Origin of the sequence: Mucilaginibacter antarcticus (genome assembly GCF_042686155.1) — a bacterium.
GTDB lineage: Bacteria > Bacteroidota > Bacteroidia > Sphingobacteriales > Sphingobacteriaceae > Mucilaginibacter > Mucilaginibacter antarcticus.
In genome coordinates this window covers 174,199-199,322 of the sequence record NZ_JBHUON010000003.1, presented here as the reverse complement: position 1 = coordinate 199,322, position 25,124 = coordinate 174,199, and the positions used below count along the sequence as shown (strand labels likewise).

The 25,124-nt window shown below is 42.2% G+C and carries 25 protein-coding genes and 1 pseudogene; 6 read left to right on the top strand and 20 right to left on the bottom strand.

What is annotated here, in order from left to right; translation table 11 throughout:
• Window positions 1-100: 100 nt before the first annotated feature.
• Window positions 101-1,015: an EamA family transporter gene (locus tag ACFSYC_RS04465; protein WP_377123953.1), complete on the top strand. Its 915-nt coding sequence runs from the start codon at window positions 101-103 to the stop codon at window positions 1,013-1,015.
• Here the strand turns inward: ACFSYC_RS04465 and ACFSYC_RS04460 are convergent.
• The 3 genes from ACFSYC_RS04460 to ACFSYC_RS04450 all read right to left on the bottom strand — a co-directional run bounded on the left by ACFSYC_RS04460 (window position 1,012) and on the right by ACFSYC_RS04450 (window position 3,038).
• A complete protein-coding gene (locus ACFSYC_RS04460; RefSeq protein WP_377123951.1) occupies window positions 1,012-1,695 on the bottom strand; it encodes a cell division ATP-binding protein FtsE in 684 nt (227 codons plus the stop codon). The genes ACFSYC_RS04465 and ACFSYC_RS04460 overlap by 4 nt on opposite strands.
• Window positions 1,696-1,701: 6 nt before the next feature.
• Complete coding sequence (locus ACFSYC_RS04455; protein ID WP_377124094.1) at window positions 1,702-1,905, bottom strand: fructose-6-phosphate aldolase; 204 nt, start codon at window positions 1,903-1,905, stop codon at window positions 1,702-1,704.
• A gap of 107 nt (window positions 1,906-2,012) precedes the next feature.
• On the bottom strand, window positions 2,013-3,038 hold the full coding sequence (locus ACFSYC_RS04450) for an acyl-CoA reductase (RefSeq protein ID WP_377123949.1): 1,026 nt from the start codon (window positions 3,036-3,038) through the stop codon (window positions 2,013-2,015).
• Window positions 3,039-3,139: 101 nt separating this feature from the next.
• Between ACFSYC_RS04450 and ACFSYC_RS04445 the strand changes: the two genes are divergently transcribed.
• Window positions 3,140-3,493, top strand: a complete 354-nt coding sequence (locus ACFSYC_RS04445; protein ID WP_377123947.1) for a 4Fe-4S dicluster domain-containing protein — start codon at window positions 3,140-3,142, stop codon at window positions 3,491-3,493.
• Between the two features lie 114 nt (window positions 3,494-3,607).
• The gene (locus tag ACFSYC_RS04440; protein ID WP_377123945.1) at window positions 3,608-4,369 is read left to right on the top strand and encodes a C40 family peptidase; all 762 of its coding nucleotides are present in this window, start codon (window positions 3,608-3,610) and stop codon (window positions 4,367-4,369) included.
• Here the strand turns inward: ACFSYC_RS04440 and ACFSYC_RS04435 are convergent.
• The 14 genes and pseudogenes from ACFSYC_RS04435 to ACFSYC_RS04370 form a co-directional block, all read right to left on the bottom strand.
• The gene (locus ACFSYC_RS04435; RefSeq protein WP_377123943.1) at window positions 4,366-7,671 is read right to left on the bottom strand and encodes a T9SS type A sorting domain-containing protein; all 3,306 of its coding nucleotides are present in this window, start codon (window positions 7,669-7,671) and stop codon (window positions 4,366-4,368) included. The two genes, ACFSYC_RS04440 and ACFSYC_RS04435, sit on opposite strands and share 4 nt — an antisense overlap.
• 144 nt (window positions 7,672-7,815) lie before the next feature.
• The gene (locus ACFSYC_RS04430) at window positions 7,816-8,721 is read right to left on the bottom strand and encodes a WD40 repeat domain-containing protein (RefSeq protein ID WP_377123941.1); all 906 of its coding nucleotides are present in this window, start codon (window positions 8,719-8,721) and stop codon (window positions 7,816-7,818) included.
• A 73-nt stretch (window positions 8,722-8,794) separates the two neighbouring features.
• Window positions 8,795-9,382, bottom strand: coding sequence for a bifunctional phosphoribosyl-AMP cyclohydrolase/phosphoribosyl-ATP diphosphatase HisIE (gene hisIE / locus ACFSYC_RS04425; RefSeq protein ID WP_377123939.1), 588 nt, complete (start codon window positions 9,380-9,382; stop codon window positions 8,795-8,797).
• Between the two features lie 2 nt (window positions 9,383-9,384).
• On the bottom strand, window positions 9,385-10,191 hold the full coding sequence (hisF, locus tag ACFSYC_RS04420) for an imidazole glycerol phosphate synthase subunit HisF (RefSeq protein ID WP_377124092.1): 807 nt from the start codon (window positions 10,189-10,191) through the stop codon (window positions 9,385-9,387).
• Window positions 10,192-10,224: 33 nt separating this feature from the next.
• Window positions 10,225-10,451 (bottom strand): annotated as a pseudogene (locus ACFSYC_RS04415) (endonuclease domain-containing protein); the annotation flags it as partial.
• A 101-nt stretch (window positions 10,452-10,552) separates the two neighbouring features.
• Window positions 10,553-11,302 (bottom strand): 1-(5-phosphoribosyl)-5-[(5-phosphoribosylamino)methylideneamino]imidazole-4-carboxamide isomerase, encoded by a 750-nt coding sequence (locus ACFSYC_RS04410; RefSeq protein ID WP_377123937.1) that lies wholly within the window; start codon window positions 11,300-11,302, stop codon window positions 10,553-10,555.
• Between the two features lie 3 nt (window positions 11,303-11,305).
• Window positions 11,306-11,896, bottom strand: coding sequence for an imidazole glycerol phosphate synthase subunit HisH (gene hisH / locus ACFSYC_RS04405; RefSeq protein ID WP_377123935.1), 591 nt, complete (start codon window positions 11,894-11,896; stop codon window positions 11,306-11,308).
• Window positions 11,897-11,913: 17 nt separating this feature from the next.
• Complete coding sequence (gene hisB / locus ACFSYC_RS04400) at window positions 11,914-13,056, bottom strand: bifunctional histidinol-phosphatase/imidazoleglycerol-phosphate dehydratase HisB (RefSeq protein ID WP_377123933.1); 1,143 nt, start codon at window positions 13,054-13,056, stop codon at window positions 11,914-11,916.
• Entirely contained in the window at window positions 13,053-14,120 is a 1,068-nt protein-coding gene (gene hisC, locus ACFSYC_RS04395; protein WP_377123931.1) for a histidinol-phosphate transaminase, read from the bottom strand. The genes hisB and hisC overlap by 4 nt, the downstream gene beginning before the upstream one ends.
• An 85-nt stretch (window positions 14,121-14,205) precedes the next feature.
• The gene (gene hisD / locus ACFSYC_RS04390) at window positions 14,206-15,489 is read right to left on the bottom strand and encodes a histidinol dehydrogenase (protein ID WP_377123929.1); all 1,284 of its coding nucleotides are present in this window, start codon (window positions 15,487-15,489) and stop codon (window positions 14,206-14,208) included.
• Window positions 15,490-15,559: 70 nt separating this feature from the next.
• A complete protein-coding gene (hisG, locus tag ACFSYC_RS04385) occupies window positions 15,560-16,411 on the bottom strand; it encodes an ATP phosphoribosyltransferase (protein ID WP_377123927.1) in 852 nt (283 codons plus the stop codon).
• Between the two features lie 250 nt (window positions 16,412-16,661).
• Window positions 16,662-18,167 (bottom strand): hypothetical protein, encoded by a 1,506-nt coding sequence (locus tag ACFSYC_RS04380; RefSeq protein ID WP_377123925.1) that lies wholly within the window; start codon window positions 18,165-18,167, stop codon window positions 16,662-16,664.
• 30 nt (window positions 18,168-18,197) lie between these two features.
• Entirely contained in the window at window positions 18,198-18,689 is a 492-nt protein-coding gene (locus tag ACFSYC_RS04375) for a D-glycero-alpha-D-manno-heptose-1,7-bisphosphate 7-phosphatase (RefSeq protein WP_377123923.1), read from the bottom strand.
• Window positions 18,690-18,732: 43 nt separating this feature from the next.
• Window positions 18,733-20,382 (bottom strand): ArnT family glycosyltransferase, encoded by a 1,650-nt coding sequence (locus ACFSYC_RS04370; RefSeq protein WP_377123921.1) that lies wholly within the window; start codon window positions 20,380-20,382, stop codon window positions 18,733-18,735.
• Between the two features lie 262 nt (window positions 20,383-20,644).
• Here ACFSYC_RS04370 and ACFSYC_RS04365 point away from each other — a divergent pair, with 262 nt between their 5' ends.
• The 3 genes from ACFSYC_RS04365 to ACFSYC_RS04355 all read left to right on the top strand — a co-directional run bounded on the left by ACFSYC_RS04365 (window position 20,645) and on the right by ACFSYC_RS04355 (window position 22,921).
• A complete protein-coding gene (locus ACFSYC_RS04365) occupies window positions 20,645-21,178 on the top strand; it encodes a DUF2911 domain-containing protein (RefSeq protein ID WP_377123919.1) in 534 nt (177 codons plus the stop codon).
• A gap of 123 nt (window positions 21,179-21,301) precedes the next feature.
• Complete coding sequence (locus ACFSYC_RS04360) at window positions 21,302-22,378, top strand: DUF3810 domain-containing protein (RefSeq protein ID WP_377123917.1); 1,077 nt, start codon at window positions 21,302-21,304, stop codon at window positions 22,376-22,378.
• A gap of 57 nt (window positions 22,379-22,435) precedes the next feature.
• Window positions 22,436-22,921, top strand: coding sequence for a hypothetical protein (locus ACFSYC_RS04355; protein ID WP_377123915.1), 486 nt, complete (start codon window positions 22,436-22,438; stop codon window positions 22,919-22,921).
• 4 nt (window positions 22,922-22,925) lie between these two features.
• On the opposite strand, the gene ACFSYC_RS04350 is transcribed toward ACFSYC_RS04355, so the two are convergent.
• The 3 genes from ACFSYC_RS04350 to ACFSYC_RS04340 all read right to left on the bottom strand — a co-directional run bounded on the left by ACFSYC_RS04350 (window position 22,926) and on the right by ACFSYC_RS04340 (window position 25,006).
• On the bottom strand, window positions 22,926-23,177 hold the full coding sequence (locus ACFSYC_RS04350; protein WP_377123913.1) for a hypothetical protein: 252 nt from the start codon (window positions 23,175-23,177) through the stop codon (window positions 22,926-22,928).
• A gap of 155 nt (window positions 23,178-23,332) precedes the next feature.
• On the bottom strand, window positions 23,333-23,629 hold the full coding sequence (gene trxA, locus ACFSYC_RS04345; protein ID WP_377123911.1) for a thioredoxin: 297 nt from the start codon (window positions 23,627-23,629) through the stop codon (window positions 23,333-23,335).
• A gap of 207 nt (window positions 23,630-23,836) precedes the next feature.
• Window positions 23,837-25,006, bottom strand: coding sequence for a Gfo/Idh/MocA family protein (locus ACFSYC_RS04340; RefSeq protein ID WP_377123909.1), 1,170 nt, complete (start codon window positions 25,004-25,006; stop codon window positions 23,837-23,839).
• Window positions 25,007-25,124 lie beyond the last annotated feature (118 nt).

The following is a 25,124-nucleotide window of genomic DNA, read 5'->3' as shown; positions in this document are numbered from 1 at the left end:
AATTATATATTTTGAGCGGAAGCACTGACAGTTGCAATTGTCATTATCGCAGTTTGCCACGGTAAAAACTTATATTTGGGCAACATGTACAAAAGCAATCATGAGTAAAGCCGCACCAAAAACAGACTGGAAAATTATACTGGCCTTTGCTGCTGTTTACATTATTTGGGGTACTACTTATCTGGCTATCCGCATAGGTATTGAAAGCATGCCGCCCTTTATTATGGCGGGCCTGCGTTATGTAATAGCCGGTGTGTTAATGCTGCTATATATCAAAATCAAGGGCGAAGTAGTGATTGATAAAAACGTTACCAGTAACTTCCTGCTGGGCGCTTTTATGCTTACCTGCGGACAAGGCACCATATTTTGGGCAGAAAAATATGTTCCTTCGGGCTTAACCGCTGTGCTCATCTCGACGGCGCCGATCTGGTATATCATTGCCGACAAAAGACATTGGCGAACCTATTTTACAAGTAAGCTAACTATGTTCAGTATTGTATTGGGATTGGTTGGCGTTTGGGTGTTGTTTAAAGATCAGGCGGTTATTGGCACCTCTTCCAAGATGATCTACATCGCCTCGGCTGTGATAATTATTTCATGCTTCTGTTGGGTTACGGCGTCACTATGGTATAAGTATAACCATACACCGGGCTCGCTATTCAAAAACATTGGCTGGCAATTAATGGGAGGGGCGGTCGCATGCTTATTGGTTGGCATACCGACAGGTGAGTGGGCACAATTTCATATAGCCGACGTTAGCGTGCGTTCATGGTGCGCGTTATTTTACCTTGCTATAGCCGGTTCAATTGTGGCTTTTACAGCTATGTTTTGGCTGCTTGAGCGCAGGCCCGCGCCGATAGTTGGTACCTATGCGTATGTTAATCCGGTAATTGCAGTATTGTTAGGGTACCTGGTTGCTAACGAGATAATCACCACCAGCCAGGTTTTTGGCATGGTAGTAATATTATTAGCTGCTTATTTGGCTAATAAAGTAAAGTTTAGTACGGCTGCTTAAGCTATTTGAGCGTCTTCCAACACTTTACCATTTTCGCATTTTATAATGCGCGATGGGAAGGTCCGTATGATATGATAATCGTGCGTAGCAACTACTACCGCGGTGCCCGATTGGCTTATTTGCTTCAATAACAATACAATTTCTTCTGATGTATCAGGATCTAAGTTACCGGTAGGTTCGTCAGCCAATATAATCTCCGGATCATTTAACAACGCGCGGGCAATTACCACACGCTGCTGCTCGCCGCCAGAAATTTCGTGAGGCATTTTTTTAAGCTTTGAACGCAGGCCAACTTTCTCTAACACATCAAGTGTACGAGCAGCTATCAGCTTGGGGTCTGTCCAACCTGTAGCTCGCATTACAAATTGCAGGTTCTGTTCAATGGTACGGTCGGTCAATAATTGAAAATCCTGGAAAACAATGCCCAGTTTACGACGAAGAAACGGAATGTCTCTTTCTGCCAGCTTGTCCAAATCATAACCACAGGCATGACCCGTGCCAACCTTAACCGGCAAATCGCCATAAATAACCTTAAGTAAGCTGCTTTTCCCTGAGCCGGTTTGGCCAATCAGCCACACAAAATCACCCTTGTCTATGTGTAAATTTACCTTAGATAGTACAAGGTGCTTTTGTTGAAATATATCAACATTATTTAGCTTAATAATGGTTTTTCCAATCATTGTCTTTTATAGTTCTAATTTAAGTATCTTGCCAAAAGGCAGGTCCTTAATAACATTCATAATATAGTCTGCCTTATCAGCCAGACCAACCTTATCTAAAGATTTTTCGGGCCTGTCAACTCTGAAATATGCCAGCAAAGTAAATTCGTCGTCCCTAAGCTGCACGTAATCAGGTATTTTGGCAACGCCTTTAACTTTAATAATATACATCTTGTTGGTCAGTGGCCATTTGCTTCGCGTCATTGGCCAATAGTGAAATTAAAAAAATGACTAGTGGCAAGTGAGCAATGACCAGCTTTTTCAAAGGTATTGTTATTTTAAAGATTTGACAAGAAATCCATTGTATCAATTCCATCGGCGTAATCCCATAATTTTGGTCTTTGGCTCTGGCCAAACTCAACCACCTGATTGCTTATATTTAAAGGAGTAGCGCTTACAACACATTGTATATTATCCGTCTGTTGGTGCAACGTTTTCTCTGCCGATGCTAAGTCATCGTAATACTCATAAAACACAACAGCCAAGGGCGACGACAGGTTTTTATCCTCGCGCAAAATCAAAAAGTTATTGTCCAGATGCGGTTCGCGGCCTACAAGGTATATTGACCTATTGTATCCGTAATTATTACCATACTTATTGTGGTTAATAATGTTGTTATATGGCTCAATAGGCTCAAAAAATCTGGCAAGATTATATCCTTTCGGTATCATTAACTTTGACACATTACGGCATCCCAAACCAAAATAATCAAAAATATCATGACCCAAATTGTATAACTGATCCGGATTTTCGGTGCCTGTAATTAAGGCCACGCTGTTACGGTTTTTGCGAATGATGTGTGGCACTTTACTAAAGTAATACTCAAAGTAGCGCGATGAGTTGTTGCTGCCTGTAGCTATAACGGCGTCAAAGTCTACTAAGCGTTCCACAAAACTAAACTGATCTGCAAAGCGCCCATCAATGGCTACCAGCTTGCCTAAAACGTGTTTTATCAGGCGGGCGTCCTGGCTTGATGCCTTTATCAGCGCATGGTTACCGGTAACCAGTACACATAAAACATCATGAAAACCAACCAATGGAATGTTGCCTGCCAGTATCAACCCGATCTTTTTTGGCGATGTACTTTTAGCCAGGTCATACCTGCTTACCCAAACTGATAAATCGCTGTCATTAAGCGAAATGCCGGTGGCTGTTACGGCCTGAGCGACGCTCTCGGGCGTAAACCAAGAGTTGTATATGTGTTCGGTATTAATGATCTGCCTAAATTCTTCGTCAGGATGTATTAACTGTTTACCCAGTTCAGAAAATGCAGCTATTAGGCTTTTTGAGTTGATTTTTGACATATATATGTTAAGTAAGCAAACCGGCAATTTCTTTTTTTGTTATATTTGCACACTTTGTTAAGCAGACAAAGGTAATTGAGAATATAAGATTATTTAAAAATATGGCGATTATAATCACCGATGAATGCATAAATTGTGGAGCCTGCGAGCCGGAGTGTCCAAATAATGCGATTTATGATGCGGGTGCCGCCTGGCGTTTTAGCGACGGTACAGGCCTTAGAGGTGTAATTGATTTTGGAGATGGCGTTACTTTAAATGCAGAAGAGACACAAGCGGCTTTGTCAGACGATATTTATTACATAGTGCCTGATAAATGTACGGAGTGTGTGGGTTTTCATGATGAGCCGCAGTGCGCCGCGGTTTGCCCGGTTGACTGTTGTGTAGATGACGAAAACATACGCGAAACCCGCGAAGAACTGCTGGCGAAAAAAGATTGGTTGCACCTTAACGAGTAAAAATAATTATACTTGTTATACAATTTAGGGAATACATTAACGTGTATTCCCTTTTTTTTGTTAGTGCAACTTTTAAAATTTGTTAACGTACAAGCAAGCTCATAAACCCTTACAATGGAATACGGAATTTGCAATTTAGCTGTAATACCTATGCGAGCCGAACCCAATGAGCGCAGCGAGCAGATATCGCAAGTTTTATTTGGTGAAGCGTTTGAAATAATAGAATGGAAAGAAGGGTGGGCGCAAATTATAACCGCTAGCGATGGCTATACGGGGTGGATTAACCGTCTTCAATTTATGATGCTCGGCCATTTAAACTACCAGCATTTATTGCAAAACCCGCCTAAGCTAACTTACAAAGCAATAACACAAGCCTGGAAAATACGCGATAACAGTGTTTTGTATTTACCTGCCGGTAGCTCACTGTCTTTTTTAAATGGCACTACCTGCTATTTTGAAAAGGAAAAATTTGAAATAATTGGCCAGATAGGGCACAACGAAAGTATTGATCTGTTAGCTAGAACCTTTGTAAACAGCCCCTATCTTTGGGGAGGGCGGACTCACTTTGGTATAGATTGCTCAGGTTTTACCCAACTTGTGTTTAAGCTAAAAGGCATTCAGTTAAAACGCGATGCCAGCCAGCAGGCAGAACAGGGAAGAGCCATCAATGGTATTGCTGATGCCATGGTAGGCGACCTGGCTTTTTTTGAGAATGAAACCGGAAAAATTACTCACGTAGGTATGTTGCTTAACCGCGAGCATATCATCCATGCATCTGGCAGAGCTAAAATCGATCTTATCGATGAAAAAGGAATTTACTCCCAAGAGCATAGCCGTTATACGCACAAACTAGCTTTTATAAAGCGGTTTTTCTAGCGTAGCTTAACAAATTTGGTTTCGCCTTGTATTTTGTTTTGGGTGGTGTTTACCACCCTTACTATATAAGTACCCGGTATTAAGTTGGTGATATCTTCTTGCAGGTTTGCCTGTGTAGATGTAAGCTCTTTTATCACAAGGCCTAGGCTGTTGGTTATTCTAACTGAAAAATTACTTCGGCTTGTAGCGTCATTATCTAATTTAATGTTTACTACGTCAACCGCAGGGTTAGGGTATACCGATATTTTTGAGCTTGCTGCAGTTTTTGAAAGCGTTTCCTGGTACGTTAATTTGGCTATGGCGGTGTAGTCTTTTTTGGCAAGCGCCAAGTTGTCTATCCTTATTTTGTATTGATTTTCTCCCAAAACAGGCTGTATGTCAAAAAACTTGTAATCGCCAATTCCTGCTGCTGTTACCTGTCCCAACTCTTTAAACGTTTTACCACCGTCGGTGCTGCGTTCAATAACAAACACAAAATCGGTGCCCTCGTTTTCAGTTTGCCAGGTTAGTTTTGCACCCTGTAGCGTTTTCTCGGCTGTAAACCCAAGCGAGCGCATAGCTAATGCTTCGTTGCGGCTTATTATTACTTTAAAACGATTTGCGCCAAAGGTTGCCCGGTTGTTTTTGTCGATATTAAAATCATAGGTGTTATTGTGTTTAATGTCAAGCGAATCATTCGTAAAAGCATCTTTTAACCAAACATCATAAGCTGTGGGCATACCATCAATTTTATTCAGTTTAAGTTGATAAGCGCCGCTACTGGTAGCGTCTGCCAATAATTTAATAACCTGCTTGTTGCTTTGGGGTAATTTAACCTGCTTAATGGCCGTTGCCACCTCATCGCTTGTCATAATAGACAAACTAACCAGCGCTCCGTTCCCATTTAGATCTTCGGCATCGTAATTAGTGGTAAAAGTGTTTTCTGTAACGTTATTGAAGGCCAGCACAGCGTCATCAGTATTAATACTGTCTTTTATCAGCCTAAAACTTAGTACCGGCGTCCGGTTGTTGGACTCGATGCTGGGCTGTCGAGCAGATGAAAAAGCAAAAGCAGTTGGTAATACCGGTGCACCCATCACTTTAATAAGGTCAGACGCTACTGGTTGAGTGCTTGTCTTTGCTGATTCCCTAAACGTAAAGATTTGACTTTTTGCAGTTGACCTGATCAAGAAGCCCTGGCCGCTGGCAATCATATTACTTGCGCTACCGGTGCGTAGGCTGCCTGTAGGATTTACCGTGATTGTTGTATCGGCAGCCGCGCTTACAGTTGGCGCCTGTATGTATGTGTCATATTGTTTTGTGGTTGGGTTGTACACCCATATGGTAGTATTTACGGCTGTAGTAGCAGCCGTGTTGCCGCCATAGATAGAAGAGTTTACACCGTTACGATTAAATTTTTCCCAGTTAATGGTTGATGGATAAGGGTTACCCACCAGCATAAATCCGCGAAGCGTTGAGTTGTTTAGCGTGGGTGAGTTTGTATAGGGCAGGTAATTATTGGTATTAACAGTGCCATCAAACTCATACCATGGTTTTACACTTACAGTGCCGGTATTTAATTGGCCAACCTGAGTAAAAGGTACATCTTCAGGAAAATCAAATGGCGCTGCTACTTTACTGCCTGATTGGGTGGCATTGTTTGATTTGTTGCCTCTGAAAAAGAAGAGCACTCCATTGCCGATAGGAAGCCTTATCGTAGTATCGGCTATATTTGCCGTAGTAAGACGTTTTTGGGTGCCTATATCGTAAGCGTTGGCATTGTTTATCTGGGCTATGCCTTTATAATTGCCGGCGGTGAAAGTATTGTTGTTAGGTATAATATCCTCGCGATATAAATATAAGGACGGGTTTGTTGATGAGGTATTGAACCCGCCACCTGCCATGCCTGATACGTATGCGCTGTCTAACAAATATTTAACATCGTAGTATTTAACACCGCCTACGTTACCTGTGTAAACAGCAGAGGAAATAAAGCGGTAGCCGCGCTTTGATAAATTAGTGGCACTGCCGTTTATTAAGCGTTGTACATTGACGTTACCATTTATGGCTGTACCTGAGGGTAATGCGGTAACTGTCGCAGAACTCGTTACGTCGGATATTAACGTTAAATTGCCCCCCGAAGCTAATGTTGCAGTACCCGCCATTGTTAGCAAACCGTTGTTGGCTACAGAGAATTTGCCTGAACTTAAGGTTTTGGTTCCTGATCCTTGAAATAATACTTTGGCAAACACTACACCATTGCCGTTGTTCGATCCTGCATCTGTTAAAGTTTGTCCTGTACCCATGAAATCTACAGTTGCTGCGTTGGTGACCGCATCAATTTTGGCGCCTGCAGAGTTCCAATTACCCGATACCGTCATGGTACCAGACTGAACTGTTTTAACCCCTGTACCAGAGAAACTAATGTTTTGATAGTTGGAGGGGGATACGCCAAGCCCCGTTGTAGCAGTTGTATAAACTATTTGTGCAGCCGTACCATTATAAACAACGGTGCTTGAGCCTACGCCAGCACCACAAAAATCCAGAAAACCCGCGGTAGCAATGCTTATAGATCCACCGAAAGCAAGTATGGACGATGACCCGGTTATGTTGTTGTCTATCGGGTTTGTTATTAAACGCCCGGTGTTAGTAGTCGTGGTATAACCCGGCAGCACTGTATTTACATAGGCCGAATTAGTGATTTGCAGATTTTGGAGGACATCTAAAGTCCCATTTTTGAGCCCAAATACAGGGTTGTTTACATTGCTTGAGTAACCTACATTTGTTACGTTAGCCGAGCTTGAAGTAGTATTTAAAATAAGGCTGCCGTTGACATTAAAACGCTGAATGGCAACCCCTAGTGTAACCACATACGTGGTGTTAATTGTGCCATTCTGTGTAGGTGTAACCGGCGCTGTACTATCGCCTACGCGAAGCGACCCGCCGCAGTTGATGGTGCCGCCTAAAACGCCGGATATGGTTTGACCCAAAATATTGATAGTGGCTGTAGCACTGGCATATTTAACCGTAATGTCGTTTGTTACAGTAAATATTATACTGCTGTTGATAGTTATTGAGCCGGACGAACGAACTCCAAATGCCAAACTATTAACTGTAGTAGATACAGCTATCACCGGCGAATTAGTATAGGTGTTTGATATTCCTATCTGTGCATCGTCATTTATGCCGGGCACACCGTTGCTCCAATTTGAGGAAAGAGTCCAACTGGTGCCATTTGTGCCTGTCCAGTTAGTTACAATAGCTTTACTTTGTAAACCTAAAAAAAGTAGTATTAAAGTTAATAGATATGCGCGTTTCTTCATCGTTCCTTTCCAGAAGGTAAATCGGGAGATCAATTACCTTTACTCTGACAGGTTGTACGTGTGAAAGCAGAATTATGTTTCGTGAAACGATAACTGAATGAAACTGAACACCAACAGTTTACAAAACGCTTGATTACCACCGCTTTAAAATGAGACGTCCCATAAAATTATCTTTTTGTCGTCGCTGGCAGAGATCAACTGGCCGTTATACCAAAGTATTTTATTGATAGAAAGGCGATGATTGTCATAGCCCTTTTCGCGGCTGATAACTTTGTAGAGTTTAAAATCGTCTGATCCCCAAAGTTTTATGCTTTTATCCATGCTGGCTGTGGCGAAATAGGGCTGGCTAGGATGAAAGGCGATATGGTTTACGGCGAATAGGTGTGCCGGTATGTTTTGTATCAATTCAAAGTTTTGGGTGTTCCAGATCTTCACCTGTGCATCACGGGAGCCGGAAACAAGATAGCTACCGTCCGGCGAATATTGTAAAGAGAATACCGCCATGCTGTGGTCTGCCAAGGTTTTGATATGGGTATAATCTTCCAGGTCGTAAATTTGAATGGTGTTATCGCGACAGCCAAAAGCTACCTGTTTTTCATCCGGCGATATGCAGATGCAGCGCACCGTATCTGCGGAAACCCTTAGGTTGTGCACCAATTGTAAAGTATCGATATTCCATATAGATACGCAGCCATCCTCCGAAGCAACAAGTAACTCTTTTTTGCTTTTAACCGACTTGATATCAAACACAGGTTTGCGATGATGGCGAAGCCCGGCCAATAGTTTTTGCTGGTTGAAATCGAATACGAGAACCTCGCCGGAACGAACACCTGTAAACATTAGCGGATGATCTTCAGGGCAGTGGATGGCATATACAGATGCCATCACCGGGAACATAACCTTAATGAAGCTGTTTGTTTTAAGACTCCACTCCACCACGCCTTTGTCGTTACCACCAGTAAACAGAATGCCCGGTTTTTGCGATAGCGTCAAAGCAAAAATGGGATTACTGTGTCCGGTAAGTTCGGCGGCTTTTTCTACTGTGATCATGCGGTAGTTGCTATGGGCTTACTAAATTTTGCATTTGCGTGTGCTTATTGCAACTGCTTACTGTAAACTTTATTTATTTGTTCCTGGCTTCCAAATTTTTGGCTATGGTATCTAACGTCAGGCCTTTTTCTTTTAATAAAACCAACAGGTGAAACACCAGGTCTGATGCTTCGTTAATCAGGTCTGTCTCTGTTTCGGCAAGTGCAGCTATCACGGTTTCAACACCCTCTTCTCCAACCTTTTGCGCTATTTTATTAAGCCCCTTTTGCTGCAAATTGTTAACGTATGATCCTTCAATGGGGTTCTCGTACCTATCAGCTATGATTTGCTCCAGTTGCAAAATAAAGTTTTGATTATAGCTGGTTTTAAAGCAATTACGGTCGCCGGTGTGGCAGGTTGGGCCATCAGGTTTAACTTTTATCAGCAGCGTATCATTGTCGCAGTCCAGGTGAATGCTTTTAACGTGCAGAAAGTTATTACTGGTTTCGCCTTTGGTCCACAACCGTTGTTTTGACCTGGAGAAAAAGGTTACAATGTTCTCCTGTATTGTCTTATCGTAAGCTTCGCGGTTCATGTAGCCAAGCATGAGTACCTCAAGGGTTTGCTCGTCTTGTATTACTACCGGCACCAGGCCATCACTTTTATTAAATTCCATATTCATTTTTATCTTACTTCAATGTGCCTGCCCCGTAAAATGCTTTTAAGCTCAGGTATTAATATCTCACCATAGTGAAATACAGATGCAGCTAGTGCTGCATCAACATTCGTTTTCTCAAACACGTCAACAAAGTGCTGCACAGAACCAGCTCCGCCCGACGCAATTACTGGAATATTTACAGCGTCATTTACTTTCTTTAGGAGCCCGTTGTCAAAACCTGCTTTAGTGCCATCATGGTCCATCGAGGTAAGTAATATCTCGCCCGCGCCGCGGCTCTCGGCTTCTAAAATCCAGTCTAAGGTTTCTTTTTCTGTTGGGATACGGCCACCATTTAAATGGACAAAGTTTCTGCCGTTGTTCAACCGGGTGTCAACAGCTACCACAACAAACTGAACACCAAAGGCCTTGGCCATTTCGTCGATTATAGCCGGGTTACGTACTGCTGCAGAGTTAATAGAAATCTTATCAGCGCCAGCGTTTAAAAGCGCGTCAGCGTCAGCGATTTCATTAATACCGCCGCCAATAGTAAACGGTATATTGATTTGCCTTGCTATAGATTTAACAAGTTCCACCATCGTTTTACGACGCTCGTGTGTGGCTGTAATATCCAGAAACACAAGTTCGTCAGCGCCTTGATTTGAGTAATTCCAAGCTAGCTCAACGGGGTCGCCGGCGTCGCGCAAGTCTACAAAATTTACGCCTTTTACGGTTCTGCCGTCTTTAACGTCGAGGCAGGGGATAATTCTTTTAGCGAGCCCCCCCCGCCCCCTAAAGGGGGAGCTGGTTATTTCGTTTTTTATAGTGGTCAACACTTGTTCAAGTTGATTAAAAATTTGTTCATTATTAAATCTCAAAAATTTAATTCCTTGAGCTTCTAATATTTTTGACGTTCTATGTCGTTGGCAACTATTTCCAGTCTGTTATGGACGCTGCCGTCTAATTCAAGTATTAACTTATAATTATGACAATAAAAGTCGGCAATGTAAATGCTAATTGGATGCTGTCTTCTAAACTTTTCGCCTAGCTGACTATTTTTGAGATACTGCCATAGTAAATTTTCAGCCTCTGTCATATTACGTCTAAGTGCTTCGGCATTCTTGAATATTAGTCGGTCAGCACCCAAAAACATTTTCTGTTTCATGATTGTGTTCCCCCTTTAGGGGGTAGGGGGCACTAGATTGACATCAGGCTTTCTAAATTCCAGTTTTTAACTTCTTCAATGGTTATGCGGCCTTCGTAAATCGCCTTACCAACAACTACAGATTCTACCTTTAATTTATTAAGATCCTCAACATCGGCCATAGAGCTTACGCCCCCTGATGCGATTAGTTTAATAAAAGGCGAATGGTCAAGTAACTTAGCATACAGATCAACACCAGCGCCGCCTAACTTGCCATCTTTGTCAATATCAGTACATAAAAAACGAAAGAAACCTAAAGCTAAACAACGGTCAACATAGTCCATCAGTTTAATTGGCGAGCTTTCCATCCAGCCTGAATATTTAATTACTTCATCAAGTACGTCAATAGCTATCACCACATTATCAGAGCATTTATCGCGGCCGCAAAGGGCTTTGCTTAACTCATCTAAAAACATTGGATTGGTAATAGCCTGGGTACCAACAATAACCCGGTGTACACCTGCAGCTACCAGTTCTTTAACCTTGTCTATACTACGGATACCGCCGCCATACTGCACTTTCATGTCGGTTTTGCGGATAACTTCAAACAAATACTCCTGATTTGAGAAGTCGTTTTTAGCGCCGTTTAAATCAATAATATGTATGAGATCTGTACCGTTTGACTGATATTTTTCTATCATCTCCTCCAGCGTAACGTCATAGTTAGTTACTTGCTCGTAGTCGCCCTCGCGCAAGCGCACAACCTTCTTATCCAAAATATCAATCGCAGGAATAATATACATGTCTTATATTTTTGAAAAATTTTTTAATAGTGTTTCGCCATATTGGCCAGACTTTTCAGGGTGAAATTGCACCCCATAAAAATTATCACGCCAAATTGATGCCGAAAATTTTATGCCGTAATCTGTGGCAGCTAATGTATAAACATCGTCATACTCAATAAAGTATGAATGTACAAAGTAAAAGTGTGAACCAGCCGGTATATCTTTAAAAAGTGGGTTGTCACGCTCGGCGAAAACCTTGTTCCAGCCAGTATGTGGTACCTTATGATCAGGGCTTCCGGCAAATTTCAAGGTCTTCACCGGGAAAAGGCCAAGCATGTTTGCATCGCCCTCTTCTGAGTAAGCAGTAAGTAACTGCATACCCACACAAATTCCCAAAGTTGGTTTCTGTTGTGCTTTTATAGAAGGTACTAAGCCCGATTTTTGGAGTTTATCCATAGCAGCGCCCGCATGGCCCACACCCGGAATGATATATCGGTCAAACTGCCCCAAATCAGCCTCTGAATGAACCATTCCGTACGAAATATCCAATCGTTCTAATGCCGCAGTAAGCGAGAAAATATTGCCAGCGCCGTATCTAATTATTCCAATCATGTTTTTGACCCTTGACGCTATAACATACCTTTAGTTGATGGTAAAACCATCTTATTTACATCACGCTTAACGGACATTTTTATTGCCTTAGCGAAGGCTTTAAATATGGCCTCAATTTTATGATGCTCGTTTTGCCCCTCGGCCTTAATATTCAAATTGCTTTTTGAAGCGTCGCTAAACGACTTAAAAAAGTGATAAAACATTTCTGTAGGCATATCGCCAACCTTTTCGCGTTTAAAATCCGCTTCCCAAACCAGCCAGCTGCGGCCGCCAAAATCAATAGCGGCCTGCGCCAGGCAGTCATCCATTGGCAGGCAGAAACCATAACGCTCAATACCTTTTTTATTGCCTAAGGCGGCGTCAAAAACCTCGCCAAGTGCAATACCGGTATCTTCAATAGTATGATGCTCATCAATATGCAGATCGCCTTTAGCGGTAATTTCTAAGTCGATACTGCCGTGGCGCGCAATCTGATCAAGCATGTGGTCAAAAAAATGCAGGCCAGTTGATATTTTCGCTTCGCCGGTACCATCAAGGTTTATTTTTACATAGATGTCTGTTTCTTTAGTAGTGCGCTTGTTTTCAAAAACCCGCTCCCCCAATTTTAAAAACTCATATACCTTTTTCCAGTCGGTGGTCTCTATGGCAACTACTCCCTCAATGTCGGCATTGTTTTGTACTTCGCTACCACCCAGGTTTGATTGATTATTTAACCAAATGGCTTTTGCACCTAAGTTTTTAGCCAGCAAAACGTCGTTACGACGATCGCCGATAGTGAAAGAGTTAGCCAGGTCGTACTTTTCAGTATCAAAGTATTTTGTAAGTAATGCGGTGCCCGGTTTCCGGGTAGGGGCATTCTCTGCCGGCCAGGTACGGTCAATATATACTGCCGAAAAGTTTACGCCCTCGTTAGCAAAAGTTTTCAGTACAAAATTATGCACCGGAAAAAATATAGAATCCGGGTATCCATCGCTACCTAAACCATCCTGGTTGGTGATCATCACCAGCTCATAATCCAGCTCAGTAGCGATTTTTGAGAGGTATTCAATAGCGCCCGGATAAAACTCCAGTTTTTCAAACGAGTCTATCTGCTCATCAGCCGGCTCCTTTATCATGGTGCCGTCGCGGTCAACAAAAAGTAGTTTCTGTAGATTACTCATCTGAAGTTTCTTATAGTTTCAATTAACTTTTCATTTTCGGCGGGCGTACCTATTGTGATGCGTAAACAACCCTCGCAAAGCTCAACTTTTGAGCGGTCGCGCACTATAATACCAGCTTGCACCAAAAAGTTGTAAATACCTTTAGGATCCACCGTTTTAACCAGGATAAAGTTAGCGTCGCTTGGATAAATATCCTGCACAAAATCAAGATCTTTCAATGCAAGCACAAGCTTGTCGCGCTGCGCTAAAGTTTCTTTTATCCAGCCATTTACTTGCTCAATATTTGACAACGCCTTAAGCGCCAGTTGCTGCGATGATTCGTTGACATTATAGGGCGGTTTAACTTTGTTCATTACCTCAATAATTTCTTCGCTTGCGTAAGCCATGCCCACACGTAAACCTGCTAGTCCCCATGCTTTTGAAAGCGTTTGCAGCACTACCAGGTTTGAATATTCTGTGAGCTCTTGTATAAAGCTTTTTTGGCGACTGAAATTGATATAAGCTTCATCAACCACCACAATGCCCTGGAAATTGTTCAATAAGGTTTCTACATCCTCCCTGTTGATAGAGTTACCTGTAGGGTTGTTAGGCGAGCAGATAAAGATTAATTTGGTGTTTTTATCTATAGCGTCGGCAATCCCTTCAAGATTTAGCTGAAACTCGTCGGTTAACAATACCTTTTTAGTATTGATGTCATTAATATTGGCCGATACCTCGTACATGCCATAAGTTGGCGGCACTAGTATCACATTATCTACACCGGGGTTACAAAAGCTGCGGAACAGCACATCGATGGCCTCGTCACTACCATTACCAACAAATATGTTACGAGCCGGAACGCCTTTGATCTCGCTCAGGCGCATTTTTACTTTGTATTGTAAGGGATCGGGGTAACGGTTATATTGTTCATCCAACGGCGAACCGAACGCGTTTTCATTAGCATCCAGGTATACGCTGGCCTCACCCTTAAATTCATCGCGAGCTGAGGAGTAGGGGGTGAGGTTTTTTATATTTTCTCTAAGTATATTATTAATATCAAACATTGTCGTGTCGTCTATTGTCATGCTGAGGAACGAAGCATCTGCCAAGCGCCACAAGCACAGTTCTGAGATTCTTCGCTTTGCTCAGAATGGCAAAGTGTTTATTAAATTATTTCATCCTAACAGACACCGCATTTTTATGCGCGTGCAAACCTTCTAACTCTGCCAGTATCTCTACCGAGGGCCCGATGTTCTTGATACCCTCGGGCGAGATATGCTGAAAAGTGATCTTCTTCACAAACGAATCAACTGATACGCCCGAGTAAGCCCTGGCATACGAGCTGGTTGGTAATGTATGATTTGTTCCTGACGCGTAATCGCCGACGCTCTCAGGGGTTAAATTACCCAGGAATACCGAGCCTGCGTTAATTATTTCCCCGGTAATCTCTTGCCAGTTGTCGGTCGCTAATATTAAATGTTCAGGTGCGTAAACGTTGCTGAAATTCATAGCTTCGCTTAACGTATTGGTAATAACTACGTACGAATTATAGAGTGCTTGCTGGACGATTTCAGCACGGGGTAGTACAGCTGCTTGCCTTTCAACTTCAGCCAAAGTAACTTCTGCTATGTGTGTTGATGTGGTAACCAAAACCGCCTGGCTATCAATACCGTGCTCTGCTTGTGCTAACAAATCCGCAGCAATAAACTCCGGCTGTGCTGTTTCATCAGCAATTACCAATACTTCTGACGGGCCCGCAGGCATATCAATTGCGGTAGTGGTGGTGCTTTGTACAATGGTTTTAGCTTTGGTTACAAATTGGTTACCCGGGCCAAATATCTTATCAACCTTACTAATGGTTTCTGTGCCATATGCCATAGCGGCAACAGCCTGCGCGCCACCAGCCATGTATATCTTATCAATACCCAACAGCAATGCTACATAGGCAATAAACGCGTTAACCTTACCGCTTTTTTGCGGTGGCGAGCAAACCACAATTTCATGGCAACCGGCAATGCGTGCCGGTATGCCCAGCATTAAAAACGTACTCGGCAAAACAGCTGTGCCACCGGGGATGTACAAGCCAACTTTTTCAATTGGCCTTAACTCGCGCCAGCAGGTAACGCCGGGCATAGTTTCTACCTTATCCTCAGTTTTTAACTGGGTTAAATGGAATTTATAAATGTTATTGTAAGCAGTATCTAAAGCCGCTTTTTGGTCAGTTGAAACGTTCGATGCAAGTTCTTCCAGCTCGGCTTTGTCTAAATAAAGTTTATCAAGTATTACTTTATCAAACTTTGATGCATAATCAAACAAAGCGCGATCGCCGTTTTGTTGCACAGTACTAAGTACCTCTTCAACAATAGCACGTATTTCGTTAGCCGGGTCAACATTGCGTTGCACCAATTTAATGATATCGTCTTTGGATAGATCTGAATAATTGTATGTCTTCATTTTCAGTTGGCAATTTTCAGTTTGCATTTGCCAGCCGCATGTATTGCAACCGCCTACAGCAAACTGCCCACTATAAAATAATCTTCTCAATAGGCATTACCACAATGCCCTGTGCGCCGGCCTGTTTTAGCTGGCTAATACGATCCCAAAAATCACGCTCGGGGATTACTGTATGAACGGCAACCCAGCCTTCTTCAGCCAGGGGTAATACGGACGGGCTTTTTACGCCAGGGAGCAATGCAAGCACTGCCGTAAGGTTGTCTTTCAGTACATTTAAGACCACGTATTTGGTTTCTTTAGCGCGTAGTACAGATTGTATGCGTTGCATCAACTCTTGTACTAAATCATTATTTTCGCTGCCTTTTGAGCCAATCAATACCGCTTCTGATGTCATTACATCGGCAAATGGTTTTAAGCCATTGCTTTTCAAAGTGCCACCGGTTGATACCAGGTCACATATCGCATCGCTTAAACCTAAGCCCGGAGAAATCTCAACTGAACCTGAAATAGTGCGAATGTCAGAATGTATATTTTGTTTTTGCAGAAACTTACCTAGTATCACCGGATAGGTCGTGGCTATTGCCCTGCCTTCCAGATGCTTCAGGTCAGTAATATCACTGTTATTGGTAATAGCTATTTTAAGCGAGCATTTACCGAAACCTAATTTTTGAAGATAGCTAACAGAAACCTCGGTTTCTTCAATCACGTTTTCGCCAACTATGCCTAAATCGGCAATGCCGTCTTGCACATATTCAGGGATATCATCATCGCGCAAAAAAAGGATTTCAAGCGGGAAGTTTGACACAGGAGAGATAAGCGAGCTTTTGTAATTTTCAAAATTTAGGCCGCAATTTTTTAGCAATTCAACGGACTTTTCGTTGAGCCGACCCGATTTCTGGATCGCTATTTTAAGTGTTTTCACTGATTAAGATTAAGAAACTATAATAAAAATTATAAACTGGGGCTGTTATTTCGCGTAGAAACATACATTATCTATTCATCACCAAAAGGTGATGGTGCAAATGAAGATGATGTAAGTTATTGAATCCCATTTTTATTATATAGTAAAACTATAGATAAGAACAGCAAATATAGAAAGTTGATTTTAAAATCAAAACTAAAATCAAAACTAAAATCAGACTTGAGACGTGAGATATGAGATTTGTTGCGGATTATTTATGAACGTACTCATAAATAGCACCATCTTCAAAGTCATGAAGTTTGTTAAGCTGATGAGCTTTTTGAATTTCTTTGATCTCGATAAGCTCGACATTAGTCGCAGCCTTAAACCAAATGATATAGTAGTGCGTGGTCGCATAGAATTTTGCGACATCATCCTTGAAATAACGGTGCGGAAGTAATTTTGAAGGTTTGCCGGTGAACAGGTAAAAGGCTTCATCTGCATTGGTGTAGACAGGCACGCCGGTTTTCAGCAGGTTTTTGTTTGATCTTAAGAATGCCGCGAATGGCGATTTGTTCCAGTCATCATCAGCATAACCGGGTACGCCATAATCCTTTTCATCATCGTAGCGTTGCAGGTCTGTTTTTAAGATATTGGAGTTGAATGCCAGCATCAAAAGAATCCCTATGCCCGATACAGCATATTTGATCGTCTTTGATTGAATATGCTGTATAGCATCGGGCACCCAAGCCGTAATGCCTATCAGCAGCGGAATAAACATAGGTGACAACAACCGGCTATCTAAGCGCTCAAAGCGCGAAAAGGTAGCCAGTAATATCATAAACATGCCATAGGTAAATGCAAACGCTATAATGATGGTTTCGCTGTTGCAGATCTTACTTTTAACGAACTTGCAAATTAATAAACCCGCGAGCGATAGAAGGAGCAATGCTGCAACGATTATGGCGAAATGGTCTAAGCTTTCTTTAAATCCCAGCCAGTGGCAAAACATTACGCCGGCGTAATGTAAATTTTCGGTAAGTGAGGTAATAGAAGGTAGGCGCTTGCCGGTGCTTAAACCTGTGTTAATACTATTTACGATAAGATTGGCGATTAGCAAACTAACTGAGCCAAAACCGAAAACGAGGAGGTGCTTTATTTTATAGCGAATGATAAGCCGATTGTCCAATATAAGCAGCAAACCACCAGCGCCAATTAACGTAATACCTGCATAGCGTGTAATGCAGGCTATGGCTGCAATAATTGTAATAACCACTAATCTGCCCGTGGACTGTCTCTGATTATACCGCTGATACGCCAACAGAAATATCATCACCTCAAGTATAAACAAGGTTTCAGACCATAAAAGGCTGTAAATCTGTAACAAGGCGGGACTAAGCACAACCGCTATCAATATCAACCATTTATAAATCCTCGGCTTAACAAGATATCGCTCTAAAATATAACCGCTCACCAAAATTACCGACGCAAATAATGCCATGTTTATTATCGACCCGGCAGCAAATGGATCGACACCGGAAATAAACTGAACAACAGCTAAGAAGAACGGATAAAAAACCGGAAAGAATACCAGTGGCGTATCGTTATAAGTAAGCAATGAACCATGCGCCTGCATATTGGTTGCCGTACTAGCATACATGATAGAATCCGGAGAGATACCCACGCCGCTATACTTAGTCAACATATAGACAGCAATAGCGCCAAGGATGGCGGCTATTAGGGTGTCGATATGTTTTAAGTAAGCGGCTGTTTTCATACACTAGATATAAAGATGACCACCTTGATATTAGTCGATCATATTCAGCACCGTACTTATCGGCTGGTCGCTGTCAATCAAAATTCCTTTAACGCCGGCGGTAGTGCCTGCCTCCACATCGCGCTCTCGGTCGCCAATAAAGTATGATTTTGATGGGTCGATGTTATATTTAGCTATGCCTTGCAACAGCAGGCCCGGTTTGGGTTTGCGGCAATCGCAGTCGCCGGTGAAGTTGGGGTGGTGCGGGCAGTAAAAAAAGTCTGTAAGCTCAACGCCGTGCTGGTGATAAGTTTCCTTTAGTAGCTTGTGCATTTTGCCCAATTCATCTTCAGTATACCAGCCTTTTGCAAGACCGCCCTGGTTGGTGGCTACCAGTAGCAAATAACCTCTGTCTTGCAAGGTCTTAAGCGCGTCAAAATTGTCAAGGATATGGAAATCTTCCACTTTGCACACGTAATCGCCCATTTCACGGTTTAAAACACCATCGCGATCCAAAAAAACAGCTTTTTTCTTGTCAGACATTAAATTTAAATTTGGGCAAAATTACAAAAAACAGCGCAAATGCCTACCGTGTTATCAAATACACCTTGTCCAGCAATTGCGGCCGGGTGTCTGCATTGATGAATTTTGGCAATATCCGCTCTTGCGAATAGTTTTCAAAAGCGCCTAATATTTTGTACGGTATATGGTTATTAATAAGGTGGTTTAATGAAAATTGGGTTACAAAAAAGACCGCTTTTTCATTGCTATTATAGCTGGTAAATTGCTTTATTGGCCAATAATCAACGGGTTTATTGCATTCAAATTGAAAGGTATTGTTCTCTAGCCGCGCTGCATATATACGGTAGTCGGCATACTGATTTTGGTTGATAAACTTTGCCGCAGCTATCTGCCCGTTGTATGAAGCTATGATAGGATACAGTGCCGTGACCAGGTACAAATTGGCAAAAAGGGCGGCAGCGCAATTAATAAAAAATGCTTTACGATGGAGGTCTTTAATTTGTTTGTTTATAAGGGTAATTAGTAGGAAAAACCCAGCGCAATCCAGGTAAAACAACCACCAATTAGCAGGTTTTAGTAGTAAATTGACAGTAAAACATAGTACCGTAAACAAAACAATATAAGCCCACTGGTTTATCAGCCTGAATTTGTTGCCGCGTACCGATAGTTGCTTATAGCAATAGGGCGCGGTAACAATGGCAAAAAGCGGAAAGATAATATTGGTATAAAAGGGCAGTTGAAAGCCCGACAGGGAAAATAACACCAACAATAGCAAGCCGCCCGAAATGGTGTAGTATTCAGGTAACTGTACCTTATTGTAAATCTTACGGCCACTTTTGTAAACGGCGTAATAAAACATCAAGCACCACGGGCCAAAAGCCCATAGTAGCGTATGCAGGTAAAACGATGGGTCGCCGCCTTTGCGGGCAATTGGCCCCGTGTTAACAAAACGCCCAAACTGGCTGTCCCACAGAAACCATTTAATGCCTGATACATTTTGCTTGTCAAAAACGGTCTTCTCCGGGTGCAAATCGAACTGCACATAAAGCGCATAAATTTCGGGCAGGGTAAATAACAATGTCAGCAAGTACAAGCCTATAAAGCGGGGACTAAATACAGTAACAAACCTCTTCTTAAATAGCAATTGCCCCAGCAAAGCACCATATATCGGCACAATAACAAATATGCCTTTGGTCATGATAGCGCAGGCAGTGAGCAGGGCAGCCAGCAATAGGTCCTTATAGTTAAAGCGTTCCTCTAAACCGGCTATGTGGTAAATACTGCCGATAATAAGGCCCATAAGGTAAGGTTCGGCGCGTACGTCTGTATTGGCCATCAATACATATTGCGAAGTCATCAATATCAGTACCGCTACTGCTGATACTTCCCAGTCATAATATTTACGGGCGAAAAGGTAGGTGTATCTGGCACTGATTAAAAAGAACAACAAGGCAGGCAGGCGATAGGCCCAAACACTTATGCCGAATAATTTAAAGCTAAGTGCCGCCATCCAAAATGGAAAGTGAGGTTTATCGAGCCAATCTTGCCCGTGGGTAAACAGCTGCAATATGTCCTTTTTGTAGATCATGTTTTTGGCTATTGCAGCATACAAGCCCGGATCGTCTGTAAAGAAATTCACATTGATGCCGGCCATATTAACAGCAAAAGCTACCACAAACAATAACAGGTATATCGGCTTGTCGGTTTTCTTCATTGCTGCAATAATACGGGTTTTGAAGCTGATTTTAGGGCACAAAAAAACCCTCATCTTTTGAAAGACAAGGGCCAACTCACAACAATTGTTTAACCTTGGGCTATGAAACCCGCAGTCAATTCCTAACTGCAAGGTGAGTACGATGTTATAACATCAAAAAGTAAACCAAGTTTTAACAGGTATAAAAAATAGATTTTTTATTGGTCTTGCAGCATTCAAAAATCAGCCTATCTTTATGTTGTAAATCAATACCAACTAAAACATGAAAAAAGCATTTCAATTTAAAGCGATAGCGACATTTGTAATCGCGTTTTTAATATCGGCCACAGCCATGGCACAAGGTGGTAAAGTGCCGGCTAGTCCACGCGAGACTGTGACCGGAAGCATTAACGGTGCAAACATCACCATCGACTATGGATCACCTGCGGCAAAAGGACGTAAAATTTACGGAGAGTTGGTTCCTTACGGAAAGATGTGGAGGGCCGGTGCTAACGAGGCTACAAAATTTACCACTGACAAAGAAATAACTGTTGAAGGTAAAAAACTGCCTGCCGGTTCGTACTCTGTATTTGTAACACTAACCGATAAAGACGCGGTTGTTACATTTAACTCGCAGGTTGGCCAATGGGGTATAAAAGGCGGTGGGATAGCCAACGAAGATCCAACTAAAGACGTTATAGCCGTAACTGTTAAAACTAAAAGCGCTCCTATGGCCGAGCGTCTTAAATATGTAATTTCCTCAAAAGGGTTCGAACTGGTTTGGGATACCATCTCAATACCAGTAAGTATTAAATAAACCGGGATAAGATTTGATGTACGATAGCGATGGGAGAGGACCCCATCGCTATTTTTTGTGCTTATTACTACCACCTATAGCAATGCGTCTCAAACCCGTCGCTAATTTGTACATTTGTTAGGTATGCCCATCAAACTTAAAACCATACAAAAACGCTTACTCACCATTTTTATATTGGCGATAGTATGGTTTTTGTTGGGGATCTTTCAAGAACATCCACAGACGGTTGAGAAGTATTATTCAAACGGACTATATGTTGGGATATGCCGTGTGCTGCATCCGATATTAAATATCATTCCGTTTAGTGTTGGCGATATCGTTTACATCGGGGTAGTTGGCTTTTTTATCTATTTGCTTTTTAAAATTATTTACCTGCTATTTAAAAAGCAATTTATGCGAGTAGCCAATTTGCTATTGGGTATTGTAGCAGGCGTGCAAGCAGGCATGATCGTCTTTTACCTTTTTTGGGGATTGAATTATTTCCGCCCCTCGGCCGCACAACGTCTTAACCTGCGCGATACTACTTTTAGCGTGGCTGATATGCAAACCGTTACCTGCATTATTATTGACAGCGCTAACGCTACACGTGCACGTATCACCGGTGCTGACACGTTGCAAAATAATGCTGCTATTTATCAAACCGCTGTTAATGCTATTAAGAAAATATCTAAGGATTCGGCAAGCTTCCGCACGTATCATCCGCGAATAAAAACGTCATTATTGACTCCTTTCATGAACTACCTGGGCACATCCGGCTATTACAATCCTTTTACAACCGAAGCACAAATAAATTATCAGATGCCCGTTTCTGAGCGGCCTTTTGTGGCTTGTCATGAAATGTCGCACCAAATGGGTTACGGGCCGGAGGATGAAGCTAATTTCGCCGGTTTTTTGGCTGGGATAGGATCTGAGGACCGCCTGCTGCGATACTCTGCTTACCAAATGGCTTTGGACGAGTGTATGCATGCGCTATACCGGAGGGACAGCACAGCCAGTAAAGAAATGAAGCCCTATATATCAAAAGAAGTACGGGCCGACCTGCGTGCACAACGTGCTTACTGGATGAAATTTAGGGGTAATGTGGGCATAGTGAGCAGTATGTTTTACGACGATTATTTAAAAGCCAATAACCAGCCCCAGGGTTTACAAACTTACAACCAAATGGTGTTGTTGCTAATGGCTTGGTACACAAAGCGATGACTTTGAATCAGAAAAAATTAGTAATTTTCGGCTGTTTTTACCCCCGGACTTAAACTAATGAAAAAATACCTGCTCATAGTATTGTTTTATCTGTACTGCAACCAGTTGCAGGCGCAAAGTATATCGTTATTAAATCTTATCAATTTAGCTAATCTTAATAATACTCAAATAGGTAGCACCTTAACGTCTAATAAGGTTTGGGCCATGCAGTATGGCGAAGAGCTTGATGGTTTTGTTGTTGAGCATTATCAAACTACTGCCCAACCGGTAAAAAAAGAAACTATTATTGGGGGTGTGGGTTTTAAAACAGCTACCGGTTCTGTGCTCCATACGGTGAGCTACGTAAGCCCAAATGTTCAGTATGTTATCAATCTGGTGGCTGAAACAAAAAAAGCCGGCCTTAATATGTTTTTTCAGGGGTCTGATGCCAGAGATAATATTTATATCTATGAGAGCTTTTTGTACCACGTGGTAATACGCCTGGCTATTAATAATTCAAAAGGCGTAATAGATATTACTCAAAAACACGCGCTTGTTCAATAATAGCTTAATAAGCGTAGCTGTATTGGTGGTCTATATGCTTCTTTAGCTGATCCATCAAAGTGCGTTTCAATTTACCTTTATAGCATACAATTTTGTTTTTAGGGCGATAGTTCACCTCCCCCAAAACTTCGCCGTGCTTTATAACCCTGAAGTTGCCTTGTGGGTCGGGCAAAACGGTTAGGTATTGCTCTTCGTTAGCTTCGGCAACCAGTACATGAAACTGGCGATGCGGCATAAATCCGGTTTGCTGTGACATAATGATTCGATTTAGATTTCTACTAAATTGTTAAGGCAAATGGTAGTACTGATTTTATACAATAGTATAAGGTGCTGCTTTTGCTTTTACAAAAGACATTACCCTAAGGTAACGGTAGAATATAAAATCAGCGCTAAATGGTCGTTAAGTTTATGTTATAAATACTGCGTTATAATTTGCTGCAACTGCGCCGCTTGTATAACCCCGCTTTGTCGCCATTTGGTTTCGCCGTTCTGAAATATCATCAGTGTTGGCACACCCTGAATATGATAAGCGCTGGCTGCCGCCGGATTTTTATCGACGTCAATTTTAATAACAGTTACCTTGTCGCCCATAGTGCTTTTAAGTTGCTGCAAAATTGGCCCCATCGCTTTACAAGGCCCGCACCACTCGGCCGAAAAATCAACCAATACGGGTATCTTTGATGCTATGATGTCCTGAAAGTTTGCCATGGCACAAACGGTTTATAGATACATAACCAACGACGGATACAATCTGTTTTAGATAGGTGGATTTTTTTGGTCAGAATTTAGGGGAAAGAACCATAAGCGCATTACAATGCCTCTGCATAGAATCCCACAGTGACGAACGTGAAAGGCTGTTAAACAAGTAGAGACGCATTATTGCGTCTCTACTTATCTTATATGTTACGTTAATTATTATAAATGCACATCAAGAATTTTAGCTTTTTTGGTAGCTAGCAGCGCCAGCTCGGTAGCTAAAAAGCAGTGCGCTTGCGGCATCGCCGTTTCTGTACGGTTGATTACATCGTTGATAAATAGCTCACCAAACGGTAGGTTGTCTTTGCTGCAATCAATGTATTTAACGCCTTCATTATTAGCTAGAAATAAGTGATCTCCGCCCGGTTTACCGGCCAGATCTATTGTTTTACGAACTTCGATATAACCCTCGGTGCCTAAAATGGTTAAGCGGCCATCGCCGAAAGTGCTTACACCTTTAGGGGTAAACCAATCCAGCCGGATATAGCCCATGCCACCATCGCCATTCAGCATCACATCGCCAAAATCATATAATTTAGGGTATTGCGGATGGTTTACGTTGCCCATTTGCGAGGCTGTAATTTCGGCCTTTTTACTGCCGGTGAAAAACAGGTACTGGTCAAATTGATGCGACCCGATGTCGGTTAAAATAGCCCCACAATATTTGGGGTCAAAAAACCATTCAGGGCGCGTGCTCGGGCTCATTTTATGCGGGGCCAGGTTAACGGTTTGTATCACCTTGCCAATAGCGCCCGCTTTAACCAATTCGCCGGCGCGTACGGTAGCACGGCTTTCAAAACGCTCGCTAAACATAATAGAATAAATGCGACCGGTTTGTTTCTGAACCTTTTTAACCTCGACAAATTGATCCAGGGTGATAACGCCTGGTTTATCAACCAGATAATCTTTACCGTGCTGCATTACACGTACACCAAGCGGCGCACGGTCTATAGGTATACCAGAGCTTAATACCACTTGTATGGCAGGGTCTTCAAGAATCTCGTTCTCACTTTTTGCCTGTTTTACTTTTGGATAACGCTTGGCAAACTGTGCAGCCAGGTCGGCCTCTTTGATGTAATAGGCCACCATTTCGCCACCGCCTTTTGTAACAGCGCCTATCATGCCATAAATATGGCTGTGATTAATACCGATAACTGCAAATTTTATACGGGTTCCTATCAGTTTCTCCGGCACATACACCGCAGGCTCATAAATAATTTTTGCCGTAGCTGTTGCCGGGATAATGGATGGCGCTATAGCCATACCTGCGGCAAGTGCAGCGGTATCTTTAATAAAATTACGCCGATTAGATGATGATGAACTTTTCATGAATATAATATGGTTACAGCACACGTGTTAATTGACGTAGTGGTTACTAACTAAAATGCGCGATATAGGGTTATAATTTTTTTGAAGGTAAAAAAATTATTAATAGCAACCGACGGTG